This is a genomic window from Streptomyces sp. NPDC054842 (genome assembly GCF_053611025.1).
Map to the genome: position 1 here is coordinate 87689 of NZ_JBSGZN010000006.1, position 20951 is coordinate 108639.

Annotated in this window: 19 protein-coding genes and 1 tRNA gene; 13 read left to right on the top strand and 7 right to left on the bottom strand. The window is 72.9% G+C overall.

Annotated features, from left to right (window positions below; genetic code table 11):
• Positions 1 to 43: 43 nt before the first annotated feature.
• The gene (locus tag ACWGIS_RS06835; protein ID WP_453361329.1) at positions 44 to 1555 is read right to left on the bottom strand and encodes a PP2C family protein-serine/threonine phosphatase; all 1512 of its coding nucleotides are present in this window, start codon (positions 1553 to 1555) and stop codon (positions 44 to 46) included.
• A gap of 472 nt (positions 1556 to 2027) precedes the next feature.
• On the opposite strand from ACWGIS_RS06835, the gene ACWGIS_RS06840 reads away from it, so the two are divergent.
• Both ACWGIS_RS06840 and ACWGIS_RS06845 read left to right on the top strand, forming a co-directional pair.
• Positions 2028 to 2693, top strand: coding sequence for a bifunctional DNA primase/polymerase (locus ACWGIS_RS06840; protein ID WP_453361330.1), 666 nt, complete (start codon positions 2028 to 2030; stop codon positions 2691 to 2693).
• Between the two features lie 56 nt (positions 2694 to 2749).
• Positions 2750 to 3310 (top strand): hypothetical protein, encoded by a 561-nt coding sequence (locus ACWGIS_RS06845; RefSeq protein WP_453361331.1) that lies wholly within the window; start codon positions 2750 to 2752, stop codon positions 3308 to 3310.
• A 263-nt stretch (positions 3311 to 3573) separates the two neighbouring features.
• Here the strand turns inward: ACWGIS_RS06845 and ACWGIS_RS06850 are convergent, their stop codons facing one another.
• The 3 genes from ACWGIS_RS06850 to ACWGIS_RS06860 form a co-directional block, all read right to left on the bottom strand.
• Complete coding sequence (locus ACWGIS_RS06850) at positions 3574 to 4563, bottom strand: DUF5926 family protein (RefSeq protein WP_453361332.1); 990 nt, start codon at positions 4561 to 4563, stop codon at positions 3574 to 3576.
• 240 nt (positions 4564 to 4803) lie between these two features.
• A complete protein-coding gene (locus tag ACWGIS_RS06855; RefSeq protein WP_453361333.1) occupies positions 4804 to 5433 on the bottom strand; it encodes an ATP-binding protein in 630 nt (209 codons plus the stop codon).
• Positions 5434 to 5529: 96 nt separating this feature from the next.
• A complete protein-coding gene (locus tag ACWGIS_RS06860) occupies positions 5530 to 6339 on the bottom strand; it encodes a glycerophosphodiester phosphodiesterase (RefSeq protein WP_453361334.1) in 810 nt (269 codons plus the stop codon).
• Positions 6340 to 6596: 257 nt separating this feature from the next.
• On the opposite strand from ACWGIS_RS06860, the gene ACWGIS_RS06865 reads away from it, so the two are divergent.
• The 3 genes from ACWGIS_RS06865 to ACWGIS_RS06875 all read left to right on the top strand — a co-directional run bounded on the left by ACWGIS_RS06865 (position 6597) and on the right by ACWGIS_RS06875 (position 9219).
• Complete coding sequence (locus tag ACWGIS_RS06865; RefSeq protein ID WP_453361335.1) at positions 6597 to 8159, top strand: S1C family serine protease; 1563 nt, start codon at positions 6597 to 6599, stop codon at positions 8157 to 8159.
• Positions 8160 to 8271: 112 nt separating this feature from the next.
• A tRNA-Ser gene (locus ACWGIS_RS06870) sits at positions 8272 to 8358 on the top strand.
• A 582-nt stretch (positions 8359 to 8940) separates the two neighbouring features.
• Positions 8941 to 9219, top strand: a complete 279-nt coding sequence (locus tag ACWGIS_RS06875; RefSeq protein ID WP_453361336.1) for a hypothetical protein — start codon at positions 8941 to 8943, stop codon at positions 9217 to 9219.
• Between the two features lie 3 nt (positions 9220 to 9222).
• Here the strand turns inward: ACWGIS_RS06875 and ACWGIS_RS06880 are convergent, their stop codons facing one another.
• Entirely contained in the window at positions 9223 to 9921 is a 699-nt protein-coding gene (locus ACWGIS_RS06880) for an SDR family oxidoreductase (RefSeq protein WP_453361337.1), read from the bottom strand.
• A 141-nt stretch (positions 9922 to 10062) separates the two neighbouring features.
• Positions 10063 to 10827 carry an SDR family NAD(P)-dependent oxidoreductase gene (locus ACWGIS_RS06885; RefSeq protein ID WP_453361338.1) on the bottom strand — a complete coding sequence of 255 codons (765 nt, stop codon included), beginning with the start codon at positions 10825 to 10827 and terminating at the stop codon, positions 10063 to 10065.
• 350 nt (positions 10828 to 11177) lie between these two features.
• Between ACWGIS_RS06885 and ACWGIS_RS06890 the strand changes: the two genes are divergently transcribed.
• On the top strand, positions 11178 to 11852 hold the full coding sequence (locus ACWGIS_RS06890; RefSeq protein WP_453361339.1) for a TetR/AcrR family transcriptional regulator: 675 nt from the start codon (positions 11178 to 11180) through the stop codon (positions 11850 to 11852).
• Positions 11853 to 12322: 470 nt separating this feature from the next.
• Here the strand turns inward: ACWGIS_RS06890 and ACWGIS_RS06895 are convergent, their stop codons facing one another.
• Positions 12323 to 13198 carry a bifunctional DNA primase/polymerase gene (locus tag ACWGIS_RS06895; RefSeq protein ID WP_453361340.1) on the bottom strand — a complete coding sequence of 292 codons (876 nt, stop codon included), beginning with the start codon at positions 13196 to 13198 and terminating at the stop codon, positions 12323 to 12325.
• 383 nt (positions 13199 to 13581) lie between these two features.
• Between ACWGIS_RS06895 and ACWGIS_RS06900 the strand changes: the two genes are divergently transcribed.
• The 7 genes from ACWGIS_RS06900 to ACWGIS_RS06930 all read left to right on the top strand — a co-directional run bounded on the left by ACWGIS_RS06900 (position 13582) and on the right by ACWGIS_RS06930 (position 20873).
• Entirely contained in the window at positions 13582 to 13893 is a 312-nt protein-coding gene (locus ACWGIS_RS06900; protein WP_453361341.1) for a hypothetical protein, read from the top strand.
• A 243-nt stretch (positions 13894 to 14136) separates the two neighbouring features.
• Positions 14137 to 15042, top strand: a complete 906-nt coding sequence (locus tag ACWGIS_RS06905) for a bifunctional MaoC family dehydratase N-terminal/OB-fold nucleic acid binding domain-containing protein (protein WP_453361342.1) — start codon at positions 14137 to 14139, stop codon at positions 15040 to 15042.
• An 80-nt stretch (positions 15043 to 15122) separates the two neighbouring features.
• Positions 15123 to 15575, top strand: coding sequence for a MaoC family dehydratase (locus ACWGIS_RS06910; protein ID WP_453361343.1), 453 nt, complete (start codon positions 15123 to 15125; stop codon positions 15573 to 15575).
• The gene (locus tag ACWGIS_RS06915) at positions 15572 to 16738 is read left to right on the top strand and encodes a lipid-transfer protein (RefSeq protein ID WP_453361344.1); all 1167 of its coding nucleotides are present in this window, start codon (positions 15572 to 15574) and stop codon (positions 16736 to 16738) included. The genes ACWGIS_RS06910 and ACWGIS_RS06915 overlap by 4 nt, the downstream gene beginning before the upstream one ends.
• 53 nt (positions 16739 to 16791) lie before the next feature.
• Positions 16792 to 18027 carry a glycoside hydrolase domain-containing protein gene (locus ACWGIS_RS06920; protein ID WP_453361345.1) on the top strand — a complete coding sequence of 412 codons (1236 nt, stop codon included), beginning with the start codon at positions 16792 to 16794 and terminating at the stop codon, positions 18025 to 18027.
• Positions 18028 to 18352: 325 nt separating this feature from the next.
• On the top strand, positions 18353 to 18907 hold the full coding sequence (locus ACWGIS_RS06925; RefSeq protein WP_453361346.1) for a SigE family RNA polymerase sigma factor: 555 nt from the start codon (positions 18353 to 18355) through the stop codon (positions 18905 to 18907).
• Positions 18908 to 19196: 289 nt separating this feature from the next.
• Positions 19197 to 20873, top strand: a complete 1677-nt coding sequence (locus ACWGIS_RS06930; RefSeq protein ID WP_453361347.1) for a long-chain fatty acid--CoA ligase — start codon at positions 19197 to 19199, stop codon at positions 20871 to 20873.
• Positions 20874 to 20951: the final 78 nt, after the last annotated feature.

Sequence of the window (20951 nt, forward strand, 5' to 3'; positions counted from 1 at the left end):
GCGCGGTCGTGTTCCGCGTGCCGTCCGCGGCGGTCCCGGGGGCTCATTCGAAGCGGGCGGCCAGCAGGACGACGTCCTCGTCACTGTCGGCCTCGTCGAGGCCGTCCGGCAGCACGGTCCGCAGGACGTGGTCGGCGACCGCGCCCGGGTCGCCGCGCAGCGCCCTCGGGACGCCCGCCGCGGCGGCGTGCAGCCGGGCGAAGGCGCGGTCCATGGGGTCGCCGGTGCGATGCAGCAGCCCGTCCGTGTAGAGGAGCACCGTCTCGCCCGGCCGGGCGCACATCTCGACGCTCGGCGCCTCCCAGCAGGCGAGCATCCCGAGCGGCGCCGACAGGGACGTCTCGACGAACTCGGTGCGCCGGTCGCCGATGACCAGCGGCGGGCTGTGCCCCGCCCCGGCCAGCGTGATCTTGCGCAGCGCGGGCTCGCAGTAGGCGAAGAGGGCGGTGGCGGAGCGGGCGGGCTCGGTGAGCCGCAGCAGCAGTTCCAGGTCGGACAGGACGGCGACGGGATCCTCGCCCTCCATCACGGCGTAGGCCCGCAGCGAGGCTCTCAGGCGGCCCATGGCGGCGACCGCGCTGGGGCCCGAGCCGGTGACCGAGCCGACGGCGAGGCCGAGCGCCGCGTCCGGCAGCGGCAGCGCGTCGTACCAGTCGCCGCCGCCGCGCGGTCCGGTGCGGTGGCGGGCGGCGAGCTGGACCCCGGCGACCCGGGGCAGCCGCGACGGGAGCAGCTCCTCGGAGATCGTCGTCATGCACGCGCGCGTGCGCTCCAGTTCCACCAGCCGGGCCAGGTGCTCGGTGGCGTGGCGGGCGTAGAGGCCGACGAGGTGGCGCCGGCGCTCGGCGGGCTCGGCGGGCTCGTCGTAGAGCCACACGGCGGCGCCGAGACGCTCCCCGGCCTCGGTGGAGAGCGGCAGGGCGTAGCTGGCGGCGTAGCCGAGCCGGGCGGCGACCTCGCGGTGGCGCGGGTCGAGCCCGTCCTCGCCGAACAGGTCCGGCTGCGTGATCTCGCCCTCGCCGCCGGGCAGCCCGTCCAGGATCTTCCCGTACGACGTGCTGCTGCGCGGGAGGGTCTCGATGTGGCCGAGGTCGGCGCGGGCCAGGCCGAGCCCGATGGTGGTGTCCGGGCCGAGCCCGTCGCGCGGTTCGAGGACGACCAGGCCGCGGCGGGCGCCGACGAGGGTGGCCCCGGCGCGCAGCAGCTCCTGGAGCGCCTCGTCGAGCGAGGCCGTGCGCGCGAGCCGCTCGGTGAGTTCGTGCAGCGTGGTGAGGTCGGAGACCCAGCCCGCGAGGCGGTCCTGGAGGACGGCTCCGGGGTCGGCGGGGGGCGGGGCCGAAGGGGCCTCCGTGGGGGCGGGCGCGGGCGCGACAGTGTGTGCGGGCGCGGGGACCGTGGAATCGATTCCGGCCACTTTCGGAAGGTGAGGGGCGTTCATGGCATCCGGCTTTCCGACCGGTGCGTTTTGCTCAATAGCATCGCAAACCCCCATGTCATTCTGCGCCGCTAGCAGTGTCTCCACATGTACACGCATGCGTGAGGGGATGTCCAGCATTGTCCTGCTGGGATTCCTGGTGTCCGTGAGACACTTGCGGAAAAGCGAAGTTGGCTTAAAACTGCTTCGGGTAACGGGTTATTGAGGTCGACTGGCCTTGCTCGACGGAGCGTCACAGCGGTCGTGATGGGTACGTACTCGGTGAAGGTCAGGGGTGGATGGCATCCACTCGGAACCTGGCGGCGGACCCGGGCGTCTTAACCACCGACGACCGTGCCCCATCCTCCCGTGGCGGAGGCGGCTGGACATATGCGGGACGGCAAAACGCCAGGCGCCGCCACCCCACGCCATGCCCATGCTTCTGCCAGACGCAGTATGGACGCGGATGCAGCCAACGTTCGGCCCATAGGGGTTCCCCTTGCCTCGCGCAGGGGTGTGATGCGCCAGCAGGTACGCACAGTGAAGAGATCGACACATGGTGTGATGTGATCCTCGGTGTTGCCAGGCGTGCAACGGAAAGGAACGAGCGCTCATGCGCGAGATCCTCGGAAGGCGACGCAGGCTCCTGTCCAGGCGGAACAGCCGGAGCCCTGAGATGCTCAGCGCGGCCCTGACCTTCGCGACCGAATGGCGGTGGCCCGTACTCCCGGGAGTGGCGCCGGACCCGCGGGGGCGGGCCGGCTGCGGATGTCCCGACCCGGAGTGCACGGTGCCGGGCGCCCATCCCTTCGACCCCGGCCTCCTCGCGGCCAGCACCGACGCGCGCATGGTGCGCTGGTGGTGGGGCAACCGTCCGTCGGCACCCATCGTGCTGGCCACCGGCGGAGCGGCCCCCTGCGCGGTGAGCCTGCCCTCCCTGGCGGCCGCCCGCGCGCTCGGCGCACTCGACCTCATGGGCATGCGCCTCGGCCCGGTCGTCGCCTCGCCCTCCCGCTGGGCGATCCTCGTCGCGCCGTACTCCCTGGAGCAGCTCGGCGAGCTGCTGTACGCCAAGGACCACGTCCCGGGCTCCCTGCGCTTCCACGGGGACGGCGGCTACCTCGCGCTGCCCCCCTCCGAGACCGGCCAGGGCGAGGTCCGCTGGGAGCGGGCCCCGCTGCCGGGTTCGGCCGCGCCCTGGGTACCCGACGTGGAAGCCGTCGTGGACGCGGTCGTGGAGGCCCTCACTCGTACGGGTGTGAGCGCGCCCGAGTTGTAGGGGTGTCGGGCGCGCGGCGAACCGGGCGTCCCCTCCGGGCCGTTATGTTCCCTCGTATGCTGCGTCACTCCGGCGGACGGCCCCCGGACACCCGAAGAGTCCGCCTGCTCGCACTCGTCGGCTTCGTGGCGGCCGTGATCGCCCTTCCGCTCGCCGTGGCATCCGCGGGACCCGTCGGTGACGGCGGTCCCGCGGCCGTCCGCGCCCCCGTCCGCGACGACGCGAAGCGGGCGGCCCCCGAGCCCTCGCGCTCGCCGCTGCTCCTCGGCCTCGGTCTCGCCACCGCCGCCGCCTGCGGTCCGGAGCTCTCCTCCCCCGACGGCATCGAGGCGCAGACCTGCGTCCTGCGGCAAGGGCGGGAGACCTGGGCGCGCACCTACTACCGCAACGCGACCGGCGAGGCGCTGAGCGCCGTGCTGAGCCTCCTCGCGCCCGGTGGCCGCACGGTGCAGATCCACTGCGCCGTGGACGCCGGGGACGAGCCGGAGACGTGTGAGACACCCAGGGAGCGCTCGGCGGGCGAGGCGGCGGCGTACTCGGCGGTGGCGGAGTTCGCGAGGAGTGCGGGGCGGGGACCGCTGCTGCTGCGCTCGGGGAGCAACTCGGCCCGGCCGTAAGGCCGTTGGCACCGGCAGCGGAGCGGGGCGCCGGCGGGGCGGCGCGGGATGCCGGAACCCGGGCGTGAAAAGACCCGGTTGCTGGCGACGGGGGATGCACCAGCAACCGGGCTACGGGAACGGTAACAAGAGATCGGCGGTTCGCAAATTCGAACTCGGCTATTCAGACACCGATTTCCTTGCCGGGACCGGGAGTTGTGACAGGAGTCACCCCTCCCTGAGGTCCTGACGAGCTGACCGGTCGGTCAGCGTCCCGGGGTGTGTCAGCTGAGCGTGACCTGTCGGTTGGTGAGGCCGCCGCGCGCGCGGCGCTCGTCCGCGGTGAGCGGCGCGTCCGTCGCCAGGGCGGCCGCCAGACGCTCCGCGAACTCGGCCGCGGGCTTCTCGATGTCGTCGGCCGTGACCTCGCTCGGCAGGTCCCACACCGGCACCGTCAGACCGTGCGCCCGGAAGGAGCCGACGAGTCGCGTGCCCTCGCCGAGACCGGATCCGCCCGCCGCGTGCAGCCGCGCCAGCGCGTCCAGAAGTTGCTCCTCGGGGTGCGGCATGACCCAGCGCAGGTGGTTCTTGTCCGGGGTCTCGCACCAGTACGCCGCGTCGACGCCGGAGAGCTTGACGGTCGGGATGGCGGCCGCGTTGGCCCGCTCCAGGGAGGCGGTCACCTCCGGGGTCGCGTTCTCCGCGTCCGGGACCCAGAACTCGAAGCCGGAGTGCACGACCGGCTCGAAGGCGCCCTCGGGGTCGAGCACGTCCTGCAGACGCGGCCCGTCGGCGGGGGCGCGGCGGCCCTCGACCGGCGTGCCGGGCGGCGCCGTCAGGGCGCGCCGCAGGGTGTCGGCGAGGTCGCGGCTGATGTCACCGGAGGCGGTGTCGTTCTGCAGGCCGAGCAGGACCGAGCCGTCGTCGCGGCGCAGCGCGGGCCATGCCATCGGCAGCACCGTGGCGAGCGTGACCGAGGGGACGCCCTCGGGGAGGCCCTCCTTGAGGGTCAGCTCGACGGTCGCCGCCGGCACCAGCTCGCGCAGCGCGACCCAGTCGCCCTCGCCGGGCAGGCCCTCGAAGGGGCGCTGCACCAGCTCGGTGACCGCGTGCGCGGCCGCCCGGCCGTGGCAGGCCTTGTACCGCCGGCCGCTGCCGCAGGGGCAGGGCTCGCGCGCGCCGACCACCGGGACGGATCCCTCGGCGCCTGCGGCGCGGGCCCCGTCCTTCAGCTGCGGCTTCCCGGCCTTGGTCTGGGGTCGCTTCTTGGCCATCGTGGGTGTCTCCCGGTTACGGCTCGTCTCGTACGGGCGCGAGCCTAGCCGTTCGTACGACGAGGGACGGGACCCTGTGGACAACGCACCGGCTCGGCGCGGAGCCGGCGGGTCGTCCACGGGGTGCCGGTCCAGGGGCGCCCCGTCCCCGGGGCGCGACGTCCGGCCGCGGCGCGACACCGGGCCGGACACGGCTTTCCGCGGGGCCCGGCGTCCTGCTCCGGGCCCCGGCGCGGCTTCTCAGTCCAGGTCGTCGAACGCGTCCGCGAAGTCGAGTTCGGGGATGCGCGACACGTGCGGTGACGCGACGCGCGTAGCGAAATTGTCACGCCGGTGCGCGCTCACGACGTCGTCCTGGACGACGACCCACACCGTGACCTCTCCCCGTGTGTCGTCGCGGACGCCCCAGTCCTTGGCGAGCGCCGTGATGATGTTCAGCCCGCGGCCGCCGCGTGCGGTGACCGAGGGCGTGGCCGGAACCGGGCGGGTCGGACCACCGCCGTCCGTGACCTCGACCGTGAGCCGTCCCGCCGGGTCGACGCGCCAGGCCGCGCGGACGTCTCCGTCACCCGACAGGGCGTCGCCCAGCGGCCGTCCGTGACGGCACGCGTTGCTCAGTAGTTCGGAAAGGATCAGTACGGCGTCGTCGATGACCGATTCCGCCACCCCACCGGACCGCAGCTGGTCCCGCATCCGGTGTCTCGCTTCTCCCACGCCCGCAGGGCCATGGGGAACGGCCATGCTCGACGACGTGGGCACCTCCTGTGCCACCACCAACGCCACCCCCGAGACCTCCTTTGCCCCACGCCACGGTGTGAATGCCCTCTTGGACTGGACCGGAAACCGGCCAACACACGTCTGCTGACGCACTCGTAACGATCGAATACGGAACGAACGCGCCGGTGCACTCCCTGTGACGAATGGCTGGTTACCGGTGGCGGGTAACCGGGGTGCCGGGCGGCTTCGTCAGCGGCCCAGCCGGTCCAGGACGGCGCGCGGGCGGTTGGTGATGATGGCGTCGACGCCCAGCTCGGCGCAGAGATCGACGTCCTCGGCCTCGTTCACGGTCCACACGTGCACCTGGTGCCCGTTCTTCTTCAACCGCTCGACGTAGCCCGGGTTGCCGCGCACGATCCGCACGGAGGGGCCCGCGATCCGGACACCCGCGGGCAGGCGTCCGTCGCGCAGCCGGGGCGAGACGAACTGGAGCAGATAGACCGTCGGCACGTTCGGGGAGGCCGCCCGGACGCGGTGCAGGGAGCGCGCCGAGAAGCTCATGACGCGCACCGGGGACTCGGCGGCGGTCTCCGGCGCGTCCAGGCCGAAGCGCTTCAGCAGCAGGAGCAGGCGGTCCTCGACCTGTCCCGCCCAGCGGGTGGGGTGCTTGGTCTCGATGGCGAGTTCCACCCGGCGGCCCGCGTCGGCGACGAGTTCGAGCAGCCGCTCCAGGGTGAGGACGGAGGTGGCCTCCGGGTCGCCGGGACCGTGCTCCCAGTCCGGGGCCTCGTCGCCGTTCTTCCAGGAACCAAAGTCCAGGGCCGCCAGGTCGGCGAGCTCCAGCGCGGAGACCGCGCCGCGTCCGTTGGAGGTGCGGTTGACGCGGCGGTCGTGGACGCAGACGAGGTGGCCGTCCGCGGTCAGCCGCACGTCGCACTCGAGGGCGTCGGCGCCGTCCTCGATCGCCTTCTTGTACGCGGCCAGCGTGTGCTCGGGGGCCTCTTCGGAGGCGCCCCGGTGAGCGACGACCTGGATCGGGTGCTGTCGTGCGAGGGTCACCGCGTCATGGTGCCACCGCCGAGGGGCGGACGTGCAGGCGAAGACGTCAGGAATCCAGTCGTTTTGTCGTAATCGTCCGATATAAAGGATGGCCCCGGACTCACAGGCACCGCTTATGGTGCTCTGACGGCCGGTGGGAAAAGCTGACGGCATACAAAAGCACATGCACAGCTGAATCGCGCCGGGTCGTCGACAAGCGTGAGCGAGCGTGACCGAGTGCGACCGAGAACAACAGCCGTGGACCGAGGAGAAGAGCTGTGAGCACCGAGAACGAGGGCACTGCGGTACCCCCGGCCCCGTCTGCACCTCCTGTGCCGGTGGACACTCCCGCTGCTTCCGCGCAGAACCCTGCGCCCGAGGGAGGCGCGCCGACGACTCCGCTCCCGCCGGTGCCGCACGGGCAGCCCGGTGCGTCGGAGCACGACCCGGCGGCCGCCGGGTCGGGCGCGCCGTACGCGTCCGCGGGTGCCGGCACTCCGGGGGCGTCGGGAGCGGGGCACGCCGGGCCGGCGCAGGGCTTCGGCGAGCACGGGCAGAACCACGGATTCGGCGGACAGGGCCAGGGCGCGGCCGGCTCCCCGTCCGCGGCCGAGGCGAACTGGCCCCCGCCCCCGCCCGCCACTCCCTCGTACGCGGACGGCGGTTCGGGGTCCGGCGGCTGGGGCTCCTCCTACCAGCAGCAGCCCGCGCCGGGCCGCAAGCCCGGACGCGGCGGCCTCGTCGCCGGGGTCCTGGTGGCCGCGCTGGTCGCGGGCGGCGTCGGCGGCGGCCTCGGCTACTCGCTCGCCAAGAACGACGACGGCGCCACGGACTCGACGACCGTGTCCGCCTCCGGTGGCGGCGGCGACTTCAAGCGCGACGCCGGGACGATCGCGGGCGTCGCCACCGCCGCGCTGCCGAGCACGGTCACCATCGAGGCCGAGAGCAGCAGCGGGGAGGGCGGCACCGGTACCGGCTTCGTCTTCGACAAGCAGGGCCACATCCTGACCAACAACCACGTCGTGGCCGAGGCGGTCGACGGCGGCAAGCTGAGCGCCACCTTCCCGAACGGCAAGAAGTACAACGCCGAGGTGGTCGGGCACGCGCAGGGGTACGACGTCGCCGTCATCAAGCTCAAGAACAAGCCGTCGGACCTCAAGCCGCTGCCCCTCGGCGACTCCGACAAGGTCGCCGTCGGCGACTCGACCATCGCGATCGGCGCGCCCTTCGGTCTGTCGAACACGGTGACGACGGGCATCATCAGCGCCAAGAACCGCCCGGTGGCCTCCAGCGACGGCAGCGCCAGCAGCAAGGCCTCCTACATGAGCGCCCTGCAGACCGACGCCTCCATCAACCCGGGCAACTCCGGCGGCCCGCTGCTGGACGCCAAGGGCGCGGTCATCGGCATCAACTCCGCGATCCAGTCCACCAGCGGCGGCCTCGGCGGCCAGAGCCAGTCCGGCTCGATCGGCCTGGGCTTCGCGATCCCGGTCAACCAGGCCAAGTACGTCGCCCAGCAGCTGATCAAGACCGGCAAGCCGGTGTACGCGAAGATCGGCGCGTCCGTCTCCCTGGAGGAGGGCACGGACGGCGCGAAGATCTCCGACAAGGGCGTCAGCAGCTCCGACGCCGTCGAGGCCGGCGGCCCCGCGGACAAGGCGGGACTGAAGCCCGGCGACGTCATCACCAAGCTGGACGACCTGGTGATCGACAGCGGCCCGACCCTGATCGGCGAGATCTGGACCCACAAGCCCGGCGACACCGTCGAGCTCACGTACACGCGCGACGGCAAGACCCGCACGGCGGAGGTCACGCTGGGCTCGCGCCAGGGCGACAGCTGACCCGTACGGTGACCGGTCGCACGGGCGGACCCACGGGCGCCTCCGGGCCACGGAGGCGCCGCGCGACCCGTTAGTCTTGTCCCCGCGCGTCCGGTGATCGCCGCCCGCGCGGGGTGGGTTGCCCGAGCGGCCTAAGGGAACGGTCTTGAAAACCGTCGTGGCAGCGATGTCACCGTGGGTTCAAATCCCACACCCACCGCAGCAGGTCAGAAGGTTGCAGGTCAGAAGGGGTGCCACTCTCCGGAGCGGCACCCCTTCTGCTTGACCTTGTCTCACCCTGGATCGGTGTATCCCACTTCTGACCGGAGAGGGCCGCGCTTCGCACAACGGCGGCAGGGCTTGCAGCCAGCACCAAACCGCCACGCCGGGTATCCGAGCGCCATGGCGGACGAGAGGTCGAGCGGCTGCACCGAGTCGCGGTCGAGGCGGTAGCCCTGGAGGCTGCGATTACTCAACTTCGCCGTGGCCCTGGTCATGTACGGGTGTTGCGCGGTGGTGGCGCACGTGCTGACCGGTAAGTCATGGGACAGCGGGCTGTCGCTGGCTGTCGGCCTTGCTGTGGGCTGGGTCGTAACTCGGGAGTTCTGGCCGCCGCCTGAGCCCAGGCGGCGAAAGCGCGGACGCCCGTAAACGTCAGCCGTTCAAGCGGTCGTGCGTGAAATGCCTTGCGGACGCCTGGTGTTCCCCCTGGCTCCCGGTGCGAGCGGGCACTCCAAGGCTGTGCGGCGGGAAGGGCCACGAGGCTCTTGGGCACCAGGGGCAGCCTGTGCAGACTTGGGCCATGGGGCACTCGCGGCAGCACATGTACGAGGTCGTCGACGCGCTCGTCCGGGCCGGCAACAGCTTCCGTCCACGTCCGCCCGGCCACGGCGAGGATCCGTTCTGGCCGACCCAGGGCGACCCGCACTGCTACATGCGGACGCCGATCGACTTCGCGGTGGCCAAGGCCGCACCGGCCCAGCCCGCGGACCTCGTCTTCGACGAGGACAACGACATGATCTTCTGCGGGGCCTGCTGGACAGCGATCACCGGGCCGGCTTATCGCCCGGCGACGGTGTGAGGCTCAGCGGTCGGCGTACAGCGCTTTCAGTTCGCCGGAGAGGGCGGAGCGAACGTTTCGGGTGACCTCGTCGACCAGTACCTCGGGTTCGTCGTCGCGCAGGGCTTCCATCACCTTCTCGGCCACGTCCTCCGCGAGGATCTTCGGTGAGTCGACCTCCGCCGCCAGGTCGGTGTCGACGTATCCGGCGTGCACCCCGACCACCAGCGTGCCCTGGTCCCGCAGCGCCATCCGGAAGGCGTTCGTCAGGGACCACTGGGCGGACTTGGAGGCCGCGTAGCTCGGGAAGCGGCGGTTGGCCACCCAGGACGCCACGGACAGCATGTTGACGACCGCTCCGCCGCCGTTCGCGGCCAGGACGGGAGCGAACGCCCGTGTGACGGCCCACGTGCCGAAGTAGTTGACCTCCATCTCGCGCCGCGCGCCCTCGAACGAGCCCTCCAGGAGGGACGGGCCCCCGGTGACCCCGGCGTTGTTGACGACGATGGTGACGTCGCCGGCGGTGCGCGCGGCCTCCGCGACCTGCTCCTCGTCGGTGACGTCCAGCCGCAGCGGCACCAGCCCCGAGTCCCGGAGGCTCTCCGGGTCCCGGACCCCGCCGTAGACCTTGACGGCGCCGTGTGCGAGCAGCGCCCGGCCAAACGCCAGGCCGATGCCGCGGTTGGCTCCCGTGACCAGGGCCACCGAACCCTTGATCTCCATGATCACCCTCCTCGGGGCGGAAAGGGACGCCCGGCGTGCGCCGTCAGGCACCCTCGGACCACCAGGCTATGGCGGCCGGTGCGCTCCGGCATGTGGGCGCCGGATGGCGGAACGAGGCCGGTGCGCACCGGTCCGGGGGAGTCACCAGGCGCTCGCGCCGCCGTCGACCGCGTAGTTCGCGCCCGTGATGTAGGCCGCCCGGTCGGAGGCGAGGAACGCTGCCAGCTCGACGATCTCCTCGGGCTCGGCGAAGCGCTTGAGCAGGGTCTTCGCGGTGATCGCGTCACGAGCCGCCTGGTTGTCGCCCAGGTCGCGGGCGCTGGCCGCGGTCAGGACGGGCCCGGGGCTGATCGCCACCGAGCGGATGCCGTGGGGCGCCCCTTCGAGCGCGAGCTGGCGCGTCATGCCGATGACACCGGCGTTCGCCGCGGTGTGCCCGACCATCGGCGGATTCTCCCCGGCGATCATCCCGGCCATCGACGCGACGTTGATGACGACCCCGCCCCCGCGCCGGACCAGGTGCGGCCAGGCGAACTTCGACACGAAGAACGGGATGTCGAGCTCCCCCGTCACGGTCGCCCGCCAGTCCTCGACGGAGAAGTCCGGCATGCTGCCGAACCGCAAGGAGGCCGCGTTGTTGTAGACCACGTCGAGACCGCCGTAGGCGGCGGCGGCTGTCTCGACCATCCGCTCGACCTGCTCGGGGTCGGTGAGGTCGACCGGCGCGACACCGGTCATCTCCCCGCCCGCCCGCCGTACGAGGTCGACCGTCTCCTCGTTCGCGGCGGCGTTGATGTCGCCTCCGACGACGCGTGCGCCCTCCCGCGCGAAGATCTGCGCCGCGACCCGGCCCATCCCTCCGCCGGTACCGGTGATCAGGACGACCTTCTCGTCGAGTGTTGCCATGGGAATGCTCCCGTCTGCGTGTGTTCCGGTGGCCGCCCGGGTGGTGAACGCCCGGCAGAGGGCCGGCGCCACCGGGGTCGACCCCGATTTTACTTGACTCGTCAAATATGCGTCGCAGCCTGACAAGCGTCAAGCGATGTCGGCGTGAGGGTGCTCACCCGCCCGAACCGGCATGGAAGACTCGGATCGCGCATCGCCGGACGACTCACCCGGGCGCCGGCTCGGGGGTGGACGTACGGGGTGCGGGGATCAGCGGGGCGGGTGCTGTTCGGCGGGGACCGCCGGCCGCCGCGCCATGTGCGCACGGGCGGCGGTGGACCGCGTGGCGCCGGAGGGAAGACGGGACCGGAGTGACCGAGGGAACAGGGCGAGAGGCGGCACCGAAGGCGCGGGGGAAGTACGCCCCGGTCCGGATGGACGAGGGCGAGATCCTGCGGCGGGGGCTCGACACCTTCGCCGAGCTCGGTTACGCGGCGACCACGATGCGCGAACTGGCCCGGCGCCTCGATGTCAGCCATAACTTCATCAACGACCGGTACGGCTCCAAGGGCAACTTCTGGCGGGCCGTGGTCGACTTCGCCCTGCGCGACGTCCAGGCCGGGTTCGACCGAGTGGCGGCGGAGGCCCGGGACGACGAGGAACTCCTGCGGAGCACGGTCGTCCGGCTCTACCGGCTGGCCGCGAACGCCTCGGCGATGAACCGGCTGATGTCGGACGAGTCGACGCGTGACTCCGGGCGCCTGGACCATCTCCACGCGCGGTTCGTGAAGCCGTTCTGGGACGGCGTCGAGCCTGCCCTCGACCGCCTCATGGCGGCCGGGCGCATCCCGCGCGTGCCGGCGCACGTCCTGTACTTCGCCGTCACCGGTCCCGCGCTGGCGCTGGCGCAGGACCCGATCGCCGACCGGCTGGACCCGGACGCCGCGCCGGTGGCCGGGCGGGACAGGAACCGCACGGCCGACGCCCTCTCCGACCTCGTCCTGCACGGCCTGCTCCCGCCGTCACCAGCGGGGTCCTCGGCCTGAGCGCACCGAGAGTCCGGCCTGGACGCTCGGGGCCCTGGCCTGGGCATACCGGGCCCGCGCGGTCGGCCGTTGCGGACGCGTGTGAGCCACGCCGGCCGGCCGAGCCGTACCCGCGCGGCGTTCCAGCGCACGTGCGGCGCCGGGCGCCGATCCGCGGCCGGCTCAGCGCCCGCGCCGGACGGGCGGCCGCCGCCGGTTCCCGGCCGACCCGCCACCCGCGCAGGGGTCCGGCACCCGTCGGGGCCCGGCCGCCGGGCGCCGATCCGGGGCCGGCTCAGCGCACGCGCCGGACGGGCGGCCGCCGCCGGTTCCCGGCCGACCCGCCACCCGCCACCCGCGCGCCGTCGCGCCACGGCGGCGCGCGGGCGAGCGGCGGAGTGGCGTCCGCGCGGACCCCGGACCACCCCGGACACACCCCCGCGCGGACCACGAGCGCCCCGCGCCCGACCGCCGCGCGGTCGCGTCCCGCCCTACGCGTCCCCGCGGCTCGTCATCCGGGCCGCCGAGGCGATCGTGGAGCGGGCCTCCCGGTAGGTGAGGCCGGTGCCGACCGCCGCGTCGACCAGGGCGTCCGCCAGGTCCGTGCCGAAGCCGTGCTCGTAGGCGCGGCAGGCGGCCCAGAAGAGGCGGGTGTTGCGCTGTCCCTCGTGCGCGGTGAGGACGAACTGGACGAGGCCCTGGCCGTGCCGGCTCGACGCGCCCGAGCCCGGCCGGTGGGTCCGGGGCGGCGGCGTGAGCAGGCGCAGCAGTGCGGGCGGGCAGGGCGCGGGCGCCAGGCGGGCGGTGCCCGGGGCCGTGCCGTACACGCCGTGTGCGGTACGGGAGCCGGGGCCGACGAGATAGCCGCCGGCGCCCCTGATGTCGATGCCGGGGGCCAGCCGGCCGGCCGAGTTGGGCACGACCACGTCGGGCGGGCCGCTCAGCCAGAGGTGGCGGCCGCCGCTGGGGGTCAGGACGACCACGGTCTCGGGGATCGTGAAGAGGTGACGCAGCGCCAGTTCGCGCAGGGCGGCCGAGGAGTCGGTGCCCGACTTGGTGTCGAGGTCGACGCCGATGAGGTGGTGCGGATGCAGTCCGCAGGCGATGCCGTAGCCGCTGGCCCAGGGGGCGGCGGCGAAGAGTTCGCGGATGCGGCGGGCGTCGGTCGAGGCGTCGTACACGCCGTGTCCGAAACGGCCGCACTCGCCGTGGCAGGCGGGCGCCGAGGGGTCCGGGTCGTCGCGGTGGGGGGATCGGAGGGCCGGGAGCTTGGTGCGGGACAGCGGGATGACCGCCAGCCCGCGTTCGGCGGCGGACAGGGCGTGTGCCAGGGCCACGGTGGTGGCCTGCCGGTCGATGGTGGCCATGACTCTATTTTCGTACAAGCGTTCGAGAAAGGGAAGGGGGCCTCGCCGTGAGGCGACCGGGACCTGCGCTCAGGAGTGGAGTCGAGGCAGGCGGGCGGGGTCGTGGCGGAACGCTTCAGCGCCTGCGGTGCCTGCGCTCCGGAGGGCGCCAGTCGCCGCCGCGCGGGAGCGAGTGCACCGGAAGAGGTCATCAAGGGGGTTTATCGACATGTCATCACGCTTGGGGGCGAATCACCTCATCCGGGGTGGTTCGCCGGGATCCGCTGGGCAACTCTGGATTCGCGACGTCGAGAACACCACCGAGGCGGTCGGCCAACTGCCTCGGGTCAGCGCGTACTTTCCGGTCTCGGCCGGTGCGTACATCCGGTTCTGGAGGAACTCACATGGCAAGCATCCGTACCGCCCGCGTCTTCGCCGCCGTCGCGGCCCTGCCACTGGCCGCCGCCCTCTTGTCGGGCGTCGCTGCGGCCGACAACGGCGGATTCGCGGACGACGGATCGAACGCGGCGGTCGCCACCATCAGCGGCAGCGGGGTCGGACACGACAACTTCGGCAACGCGTCCACCTCGCAGCAGCAGGCCGTCGGTTCCGGTGCCTCGAACCAGAGCAACTCGGCGCAGGTGAACGGCTCCGCGTTCACGGCCATCGACCAGTCGAACGAGACCATCGCCGTCAACTTCACCAACCTCTGGTGAGCCGGGGGCCGGTGCACTCGCGCCGGCCCTGAAGCCTCCGGGGGGAGCTTGGGGTGCTCAGGGGGCGTGCTAGGGGGTTGTGGGAGGTCACACGCCTGCGCGGCGGCACTTCGGTGCCGTCGCGCAGACGTGTGAGGGGGCGGGGCGGAGGGGGCCGCCTTTCCGAAGCCCAAGGGATGCCGGTGACCTTGACAGGCGACGTGACCTGACGGACAGTCAGAAACCGTCGGACGTACGAGGGGAGTGGCGGTGAGCGAGGAGTTCACGGTGCGCCTGAAGGCGTACGAGGGGCGGCCCGCCGCCGCCACCGGGCTGGGCCGGGACCCGGTGAACGCGCCGATGATCCGGCACTGGTGCGAGGCCATGGGCGACGAGAACCCCGCCTACCGGGGGCCGGACGCCGTGGCACCGCCGACGATGCTCCAGGTGTGGACGATGGCCGGCCTGTCCGGCCGCGCGGGGCGCGCGGGCGCGTACGACGAACTGCTCGGACTGCTCGACGACGCGGGCTGCACGGCGGTGGTCGCCACCGACTGCGAGCAGGAGTACCTGCGGCCGCTGCGGCCCGGGGACGAGATCACCTTCGACGCCGTCATCGAGTCCGTCTCGGAGCGCAAGACCACCCGGCTGGGCACGGGCCACTTCGTCACGACCCGCATGGACGTCCGCACCGCCGACGGCGGACTCGCGGGGACACACCGGTTCCGCATCCTCAAATACGCGCCCGTCCGCCGGGGGCCGGAGGCACGCAGGCCGCGGCCGGTGATCAACCGGGACAACGCCGGGTTCTGGGAGGGCGTCGGACGCGGGCGGCTGCTGATCCAGCGGTGTGCCGGCTGCCGCACCCTGCGCTTCCCCTGGCTGCCGGGGTGCAACGCGTGCGGCTCCCCGGAGTGGGACACGGTCGAGGCGAGCGGAGAGGGGACCGTCTACTCGTACGTCGTCATGCACCATCCGCCGTTCCCGGCCTTCGACCCCCCGTACGCGGTCGGTCTGATCGAACTGGCCGAGGGCGTACGGATGGTGAGCAACGTCGTGGGCGTGCCGTACGACGAGGTGCGGATCGGGATGCCCGTACGGCTGAGGTTCGAACGCTGCGACGAGGAGCTGGTGCTGCCGCTGTTCGCCGCCGTCGAGGGGGGCGGCTGACATGGACGGGCGCACAGGGGCCGCGGCGGCGAAGTACCGCGCAGGCCGGGGGAGTCGAGCGTCCACCGGGAGGGGCCGTCATGAAGGCCGGTGAGCGGTTGCCGCCGCTGGAGATCCCGATCACCCGCACCCTGGTCGTCGCCGGGGCGATCGCCTCCCGCGACTACCAGGACGTGCACCACGACGCCGAACTGGCCCGGGCCAAGGGCTCGCCGGACGTCTTCATGAACATCCTGACCACCAACGGGCTGGTCGGCAGGTACATCACCGACCACTTCGGTCCGGGCGCCGTGCTGCGCAGGGTCGCCATCCGCCTCGGCGCCCCCAACTACCCGGGGGACACCATGGTGTTGACGGGCACGGTCGAGCACGTGGACGGAGACACGGCCACGGTGGCCGTCATCGGCTCGAACGGCGCCGGCCGGCACGTGACCGGCACGGTGACGGTGACCGTCGCGGCCCCGAGCCCGGTCGCGGCCCCGGTTCCGGCTCCCGCGCCGGGCGGCGGCCGGGCGTCGGGCGGTGCGCCGTGAGCGTACGGACGCGGGACGGCCTCGGCGGCAGGGCGGCGGTCGTCGGGATCGGCGCCACCGAGTTCTCGAAGGACTCGGGGCGCAGCGAGCTGCGGCTGGCGGTGGAGGCCGTGCGGGCCGCGCTGGACGACGCGGGGCTGGCACCGGCGGACGTGGACGGCCTGGTCACCTTCACCATGGACACCAGCCCGGAGATCACCGTCGCCCAGGCGGCCGGCATGGGGGAGCTGTCCTTCTTCTCCCGCGTGCACTACGGCGGCGGTGCGGCCTGCGCGACCGTCCAGCAGGCCGCGTTCGCGGTCGCGTCCGGAGCGGCCGAGGTGGTCGTCTGCTACCGGGCCTTCAACGAACGGTCGGGGCGGCGGTTCGGCTCGGGGGTGCGGCACCGGGAGCCCTCGGCGGAGGGCGCGGCTCTCGGCTGGTCGCTGCCGTTCGGACTGCTCACGCCCGCGTCCTGGGTGGCGATGGCGGCCCGGCGGTACCTGCACGCCTACGGGCTGTCCCCGGAGGCGTTCGGCCGGGTGGCGGTGCTCGGCCGGCGGTACGCGGCCACCAACCCGGCGGCGTACTTCCACGGCCGCCCGATCACCCTCGCCGAGCACGCCGCCTCCCGCTGGATCGTGGAGCCGCTGCGGCTGCTCGACTGCTGCCAGGAGACGGACGGCGGGCAGGCACTGGTCGTCACGTCCGTGGAGCGGGCCCGCGATCTGCCGCGCCCCCCGGCGGTGATCACGGCGGCGGCCCAGGGCGCGGGGCGCGCGCAGGAGCAGATGACCAGCTTCTACCGGGACGACCTGACCGGGCTCCCGGAGACGGGAGTCGTGGCGCGCCGGCTGTGGCGGACGTCGGGGCTGACCCCGGCGGACATCGACGTCGGGATCCTCTACGACCACTTCACGCCGTTCGTGCTGATGCAGCTGGAGGAGTTCGGGTTCTGCGGACCGGGTGAGGCGGCGGACCTCTTGGCGGAGGAGCGGCTGCCGCTGAACACGCACGGCGGTCAGCTCGGCGAGGCGTATCTGCACGGCATGAACGGACTGGCGGAGGCGGTACGCCAGGTGCGGGGCACGGCGGTGAACCAGGTGCCCGGCGCCGCCCGCGTCCTCGTCACGGCGGGCGCCGGGGTTCCCACATCGGGGTTGATTCTGGGGTCGGACGGATGAACGAGGCGTGTGGTTGACGCCCGGGGACACGGGTCGGTCGGTTCACTCGCCGTATGTATCGTCACAGACGTCATCGGAGTCACAGCGTCCACCAGCGCGGCCCCCGGGTCGCCGTCGCCCTGAGCCTGACGCTGCTCCTGCTGGCGGGAGCCCCGGCGTCCGGCGCGGAGGCGGGGCCCGGCCCGGAGCCGGTCGGCCGCGGTCCTGAGTTCGCCGCCCTGGGAGCGGGTCCTGACGGCCTCCACCCGGAGCCGGCCGGCGGACCCGGACCGTGGGGCACGTCCGACGCGGGAGCCGCCGCCTTGGAGGGAGACCCGGACGTCGAGCCGGTGGAACCCGGGGAGGAGTGGGACGAGGGCCCGGGCGACGAGGACCAGGACTCCTGGGGGGACCACGACTCCTGGGAGGACCAGGGGCCGGGGGAGAACCGGGGGGAATGGGAGGACTGGGAAGCGGGCGGTCCGGACCAGGAGGCGGGACGCGAGCCCGGACGGGAGCCGCGACCGGAGGCGGAGCCGCGGCGGGAGCGGGAGGAGCAGCGGCGCGAGCCGGAGCAGCGGCGGCGGCCGAGCGCGGCCCCCCGGTTCAAGGGGTGGGGCTTCGACACCTGTCACACGCAGTCGACGGACACCATGCGCCGCTGGCGCGCCTCCCGCTACCGCGCGGTGGGCGTCTACTTCGGCGGCCGCGGCCGGGCCTGCCCCCACCAGCCGCTGCTGACGCACAAGTGGATGAAGACGGTGAAGAAGCAGGGCTGGAAGGTCCTTCCGCTGTACGTCGGATCGCAGTCGAACTGCGTGTCCAGCGGCTCCAAGCGGCACGTGACCGTCGGGCGCCATCCCTGGAAGCGCGGGAAGACCGAGGCCGCCGACGCGGTGCGCCGGGCGAAGGCGATCGGCATCCAGCAGGGCAGCCCCCTCTACCTGGACGTGGAGGCGTACAACCACCGCGACAAGAAGTGCGCCGCCTCGACCCTGACGTTCGTCCGCGGCTGGAACCGCGAGGTGCGCGCCCGGGGGTATCTGCCCGGGTTCTACAGCAGCGCCGCGACGGGCGTGAAGCACATGGAGACCGCGCGGCGGGCCGGGGTGAAGGACCTTCCCTCGGTGCTCTGGTTCGCCCGCTGGCGGGTGAAGCCGCAGCTGGCCAAGGAGCCGGTGCTGGCCCGGGGCGCCTGGCCGAAGGGGCGGATCCACCAGTACGCGGGGAACGTGAGGGAACGGCACGGGGGCCGCACCGTCCTCATCGACCGGAACGCCGTGGACGCGCCGGTCGCCCGCGTCGGCTGAGGGCGCTCGGGGAGCGGCGCCCGCGTCGGCCGGGACGGGCGCCGGGCACCGCGGCCACGGGTGACGCCCGCGCGTCCTGTCCGGCGGCCGGGGGTGGTGTCGCCGTGCCCGACGCCGACGACGAACAGCGCGTGTCCGTCGACGCGGGTGCGGGCCGGTCGCGGTACCCGCGCGTCGGGCACCTCAGGGATGGACCCTGAGGGTGCGGGCCCCGCTCGTCCACCTTCAGGAGGTGGGGCCTGCCCCCCTCCTACAACCTGAGGCGGACATGCCTTCGGGACCTGCGGCCGATCCGCCGAACGGGGGCCGCTCCTAGCGTGGAGCCATGACCACACCCGTCTGCACCAGCGCTTCGAACGCCGTCACGTCAGCGAGGCAGACCCTTCCGTACCCGTCGTTCTCGTCGTACGTGAAGGCCCGTCAGCCGGTGCTGCTGCGCACCGCCCGGTCGCTGACGGCCAACCCGTGCGACGCCGAGGACCTGCTGCAGACCGCGCTGGCCAAGACCTACGTGGCCTGGGAGCGGATCGAGGACCACCGGGCGCTCGACGGTTACGTCCGGCGGGCGCTGCTGAACACGCGGACGTCGCAGTGGCGCAAGCGCAAGGTGGACGAGTTCGCGTGCGACGAGCTGCCGGAGCCCGAGGGCCTGCCCGCCGCCGACCCGGCCGAGCAGCAGGCGCTCCACGACGCGATGTGGCGGGCGATCACGAAACTCCCCGCCCGGCAGCGGGCGATGGTCGTCCTGCGGTACTACGAGGATCTGAGCGAGGCGCAGACGGCGGAGGTGCTCGGCGTCTCCGTCGGCACGGTCAAGTCGGCCGTGTCGCGCGCCCTGGGCAAACTGCGCGAGGACCCGGAGCTGAGCCCCGCGCTCTAGGCACCGCGCCCTGAGGGCGCCGGTTTCCGTTCCCTTCGTGTCCGGGCGCCGGGAGGCCGGGAGCCGATGGTGAGGTCTCGCGGGGCGCTTCGGGTGCCGTCCCCCGCCCCGTCCGCCCGCCCCGTCCGGCGCTCCGGTGAGGGGTCGGCCCACCGCGCCGCACGCGTCTCCGACGCGACGGCCACGGCATTGGCGGGAAATCGCCGTTTGATCGATCACCCGGAACTAGTGACATACCGCGCGGTATGTGCGCAGAATCAGCGCAACCTTTATTACCACCGCGTAGGCAATGTCGCCCCGGGAGGACGCCGTGCTGAGCACGATGCAGGACGTACCGCTGCTGATCTCGAGGATCGTGACCCACGGGGCACGCGTCCACGGAACCTCGCAGGTGACCACCTGGACCGGGGAGGGCGCGCCGCAGCGCCGCTCCTACGCGGAGATCGGCGACCGGACGGCGCAGCTCGCGCACGCGCTCCGCGACGACCTCGGCGTCACGGGCGACGACCGCGTGGCGACGCTGATGTGGAACAACGCCGAGCACGTCGAGGCGTACTTCGCGATCCCGTCCATGGGCGCGGTCCTGCACACGCTGAACCTCCGCCTGCCCGCGGAGCAGCTGGTCTTCATCGTCAACCACGCCGCGGACCGCGTGATCATCGCCAACGGCTCGCTGCTCCCGCTGCTCGCGCCGCTCCTCCCCCAGCTGCCGACGGTCGAGCACATCGTGGTCTCCGGCCCCGGCGACCGCTCCCTGCTGTCGGGCACGAGCGCGCAGGTGCACGAGTACGAGGAGCTGCTCGCCGGCAAGCCGACCGGCTACGACTGGCCCGAGCTGGACGAGCGCGCGGCCGCCGCCATGTGCTACACCTCCGGGACCACCGGCGACCCCAAGGGCGTCGTCTACTCGCACCGGTCGATCTACCTGCACTCCATGCAGGTCTGCATGGCCCAGTCGATGGGTCTCACCGACGAGGACACCTCCCTCGTCGTGGTCCCGCAGTTCCACGTCAACGCCTGGGGCCTGCCGCACGCCACGTTCATGACCGGCGTCAACATGCTGATGCCGGACCGCTTCCTCCAGCCGGCCCCGCTCGCCGAGATGATCGAGAGCGAGCGGCCGACGCACGCCGCGGCCGTCCCCACCATCTGGCAGGGGCTCCTCGCCGAACTGCACGCCAAGCCGCGCGACGTCGGCTCCCTCACGCAGGTCACCATCGGCGGATCGGCCTGTCCGCCCTCGCTCATGGAGGCCTTCGACGAGCTGGGCATGCGGGTCTGCCACGCCTGGGGCATGACGGAGACCTCCCCGCTGGGCACGGTGGCGCGTCCGCCGGCCCATGTCGTCGGGACGGACGAGGAGTTCGCCTACCGCCTCACCCAGGGCCGCTTCCCGGCCGGCGTCGAGGCACGCCTCACCGGGCCCGGCGGCGAACGGCTCCCCTGGGACGGCGAGTCCGCGGGCGAGCTGGAGGTGCGCGGACCGTGGATCGCGGGCGCGTACTACGGCGGGCAGGACGCCGAGGCGCTGCGCCCCGCCGACAAGTTCAGCGAGGACGGCTGGCTCAAGACCGGTGACGTCGGCACGATCAGCTCCGACGGCTTCCTCACCCTCACCGACCGGGCCAAGGACGTCATCAAGTCGGGCGGCGAGTGGATCTCCTCGGTCGACCTGGAGAACGCCCTCATGGCCCACCCCGATGTCGCCGAGGCGGCCGTGGTCGCCGTACCGGACGAGAAGTGGGGCGAACGCCCGCTCGCCACGGTCGTGCTGAAGGAGGGCGCCGGCGCTGACTTCGCCACCCTGCGCGCGTTCCTCGCCGACGAGGGCAAGATCGCCAAGTGGCAGCTGCCCGAGCGCTGGTCGATCATCGAGGCGGTGCCGAAGACGAGCGTCGGCAAGTTCGACAAGAAGGTGCTGCGCAGGAAGTACGCGGCGGGGGACCTGGACGTCACACAGCTCTGACGGTCACCGGGGGCGTTCACCCCGGACCGGCACGACGACTCCGAGCGGGACCGGGGCGCTGTTTCACGTGAAACAGCG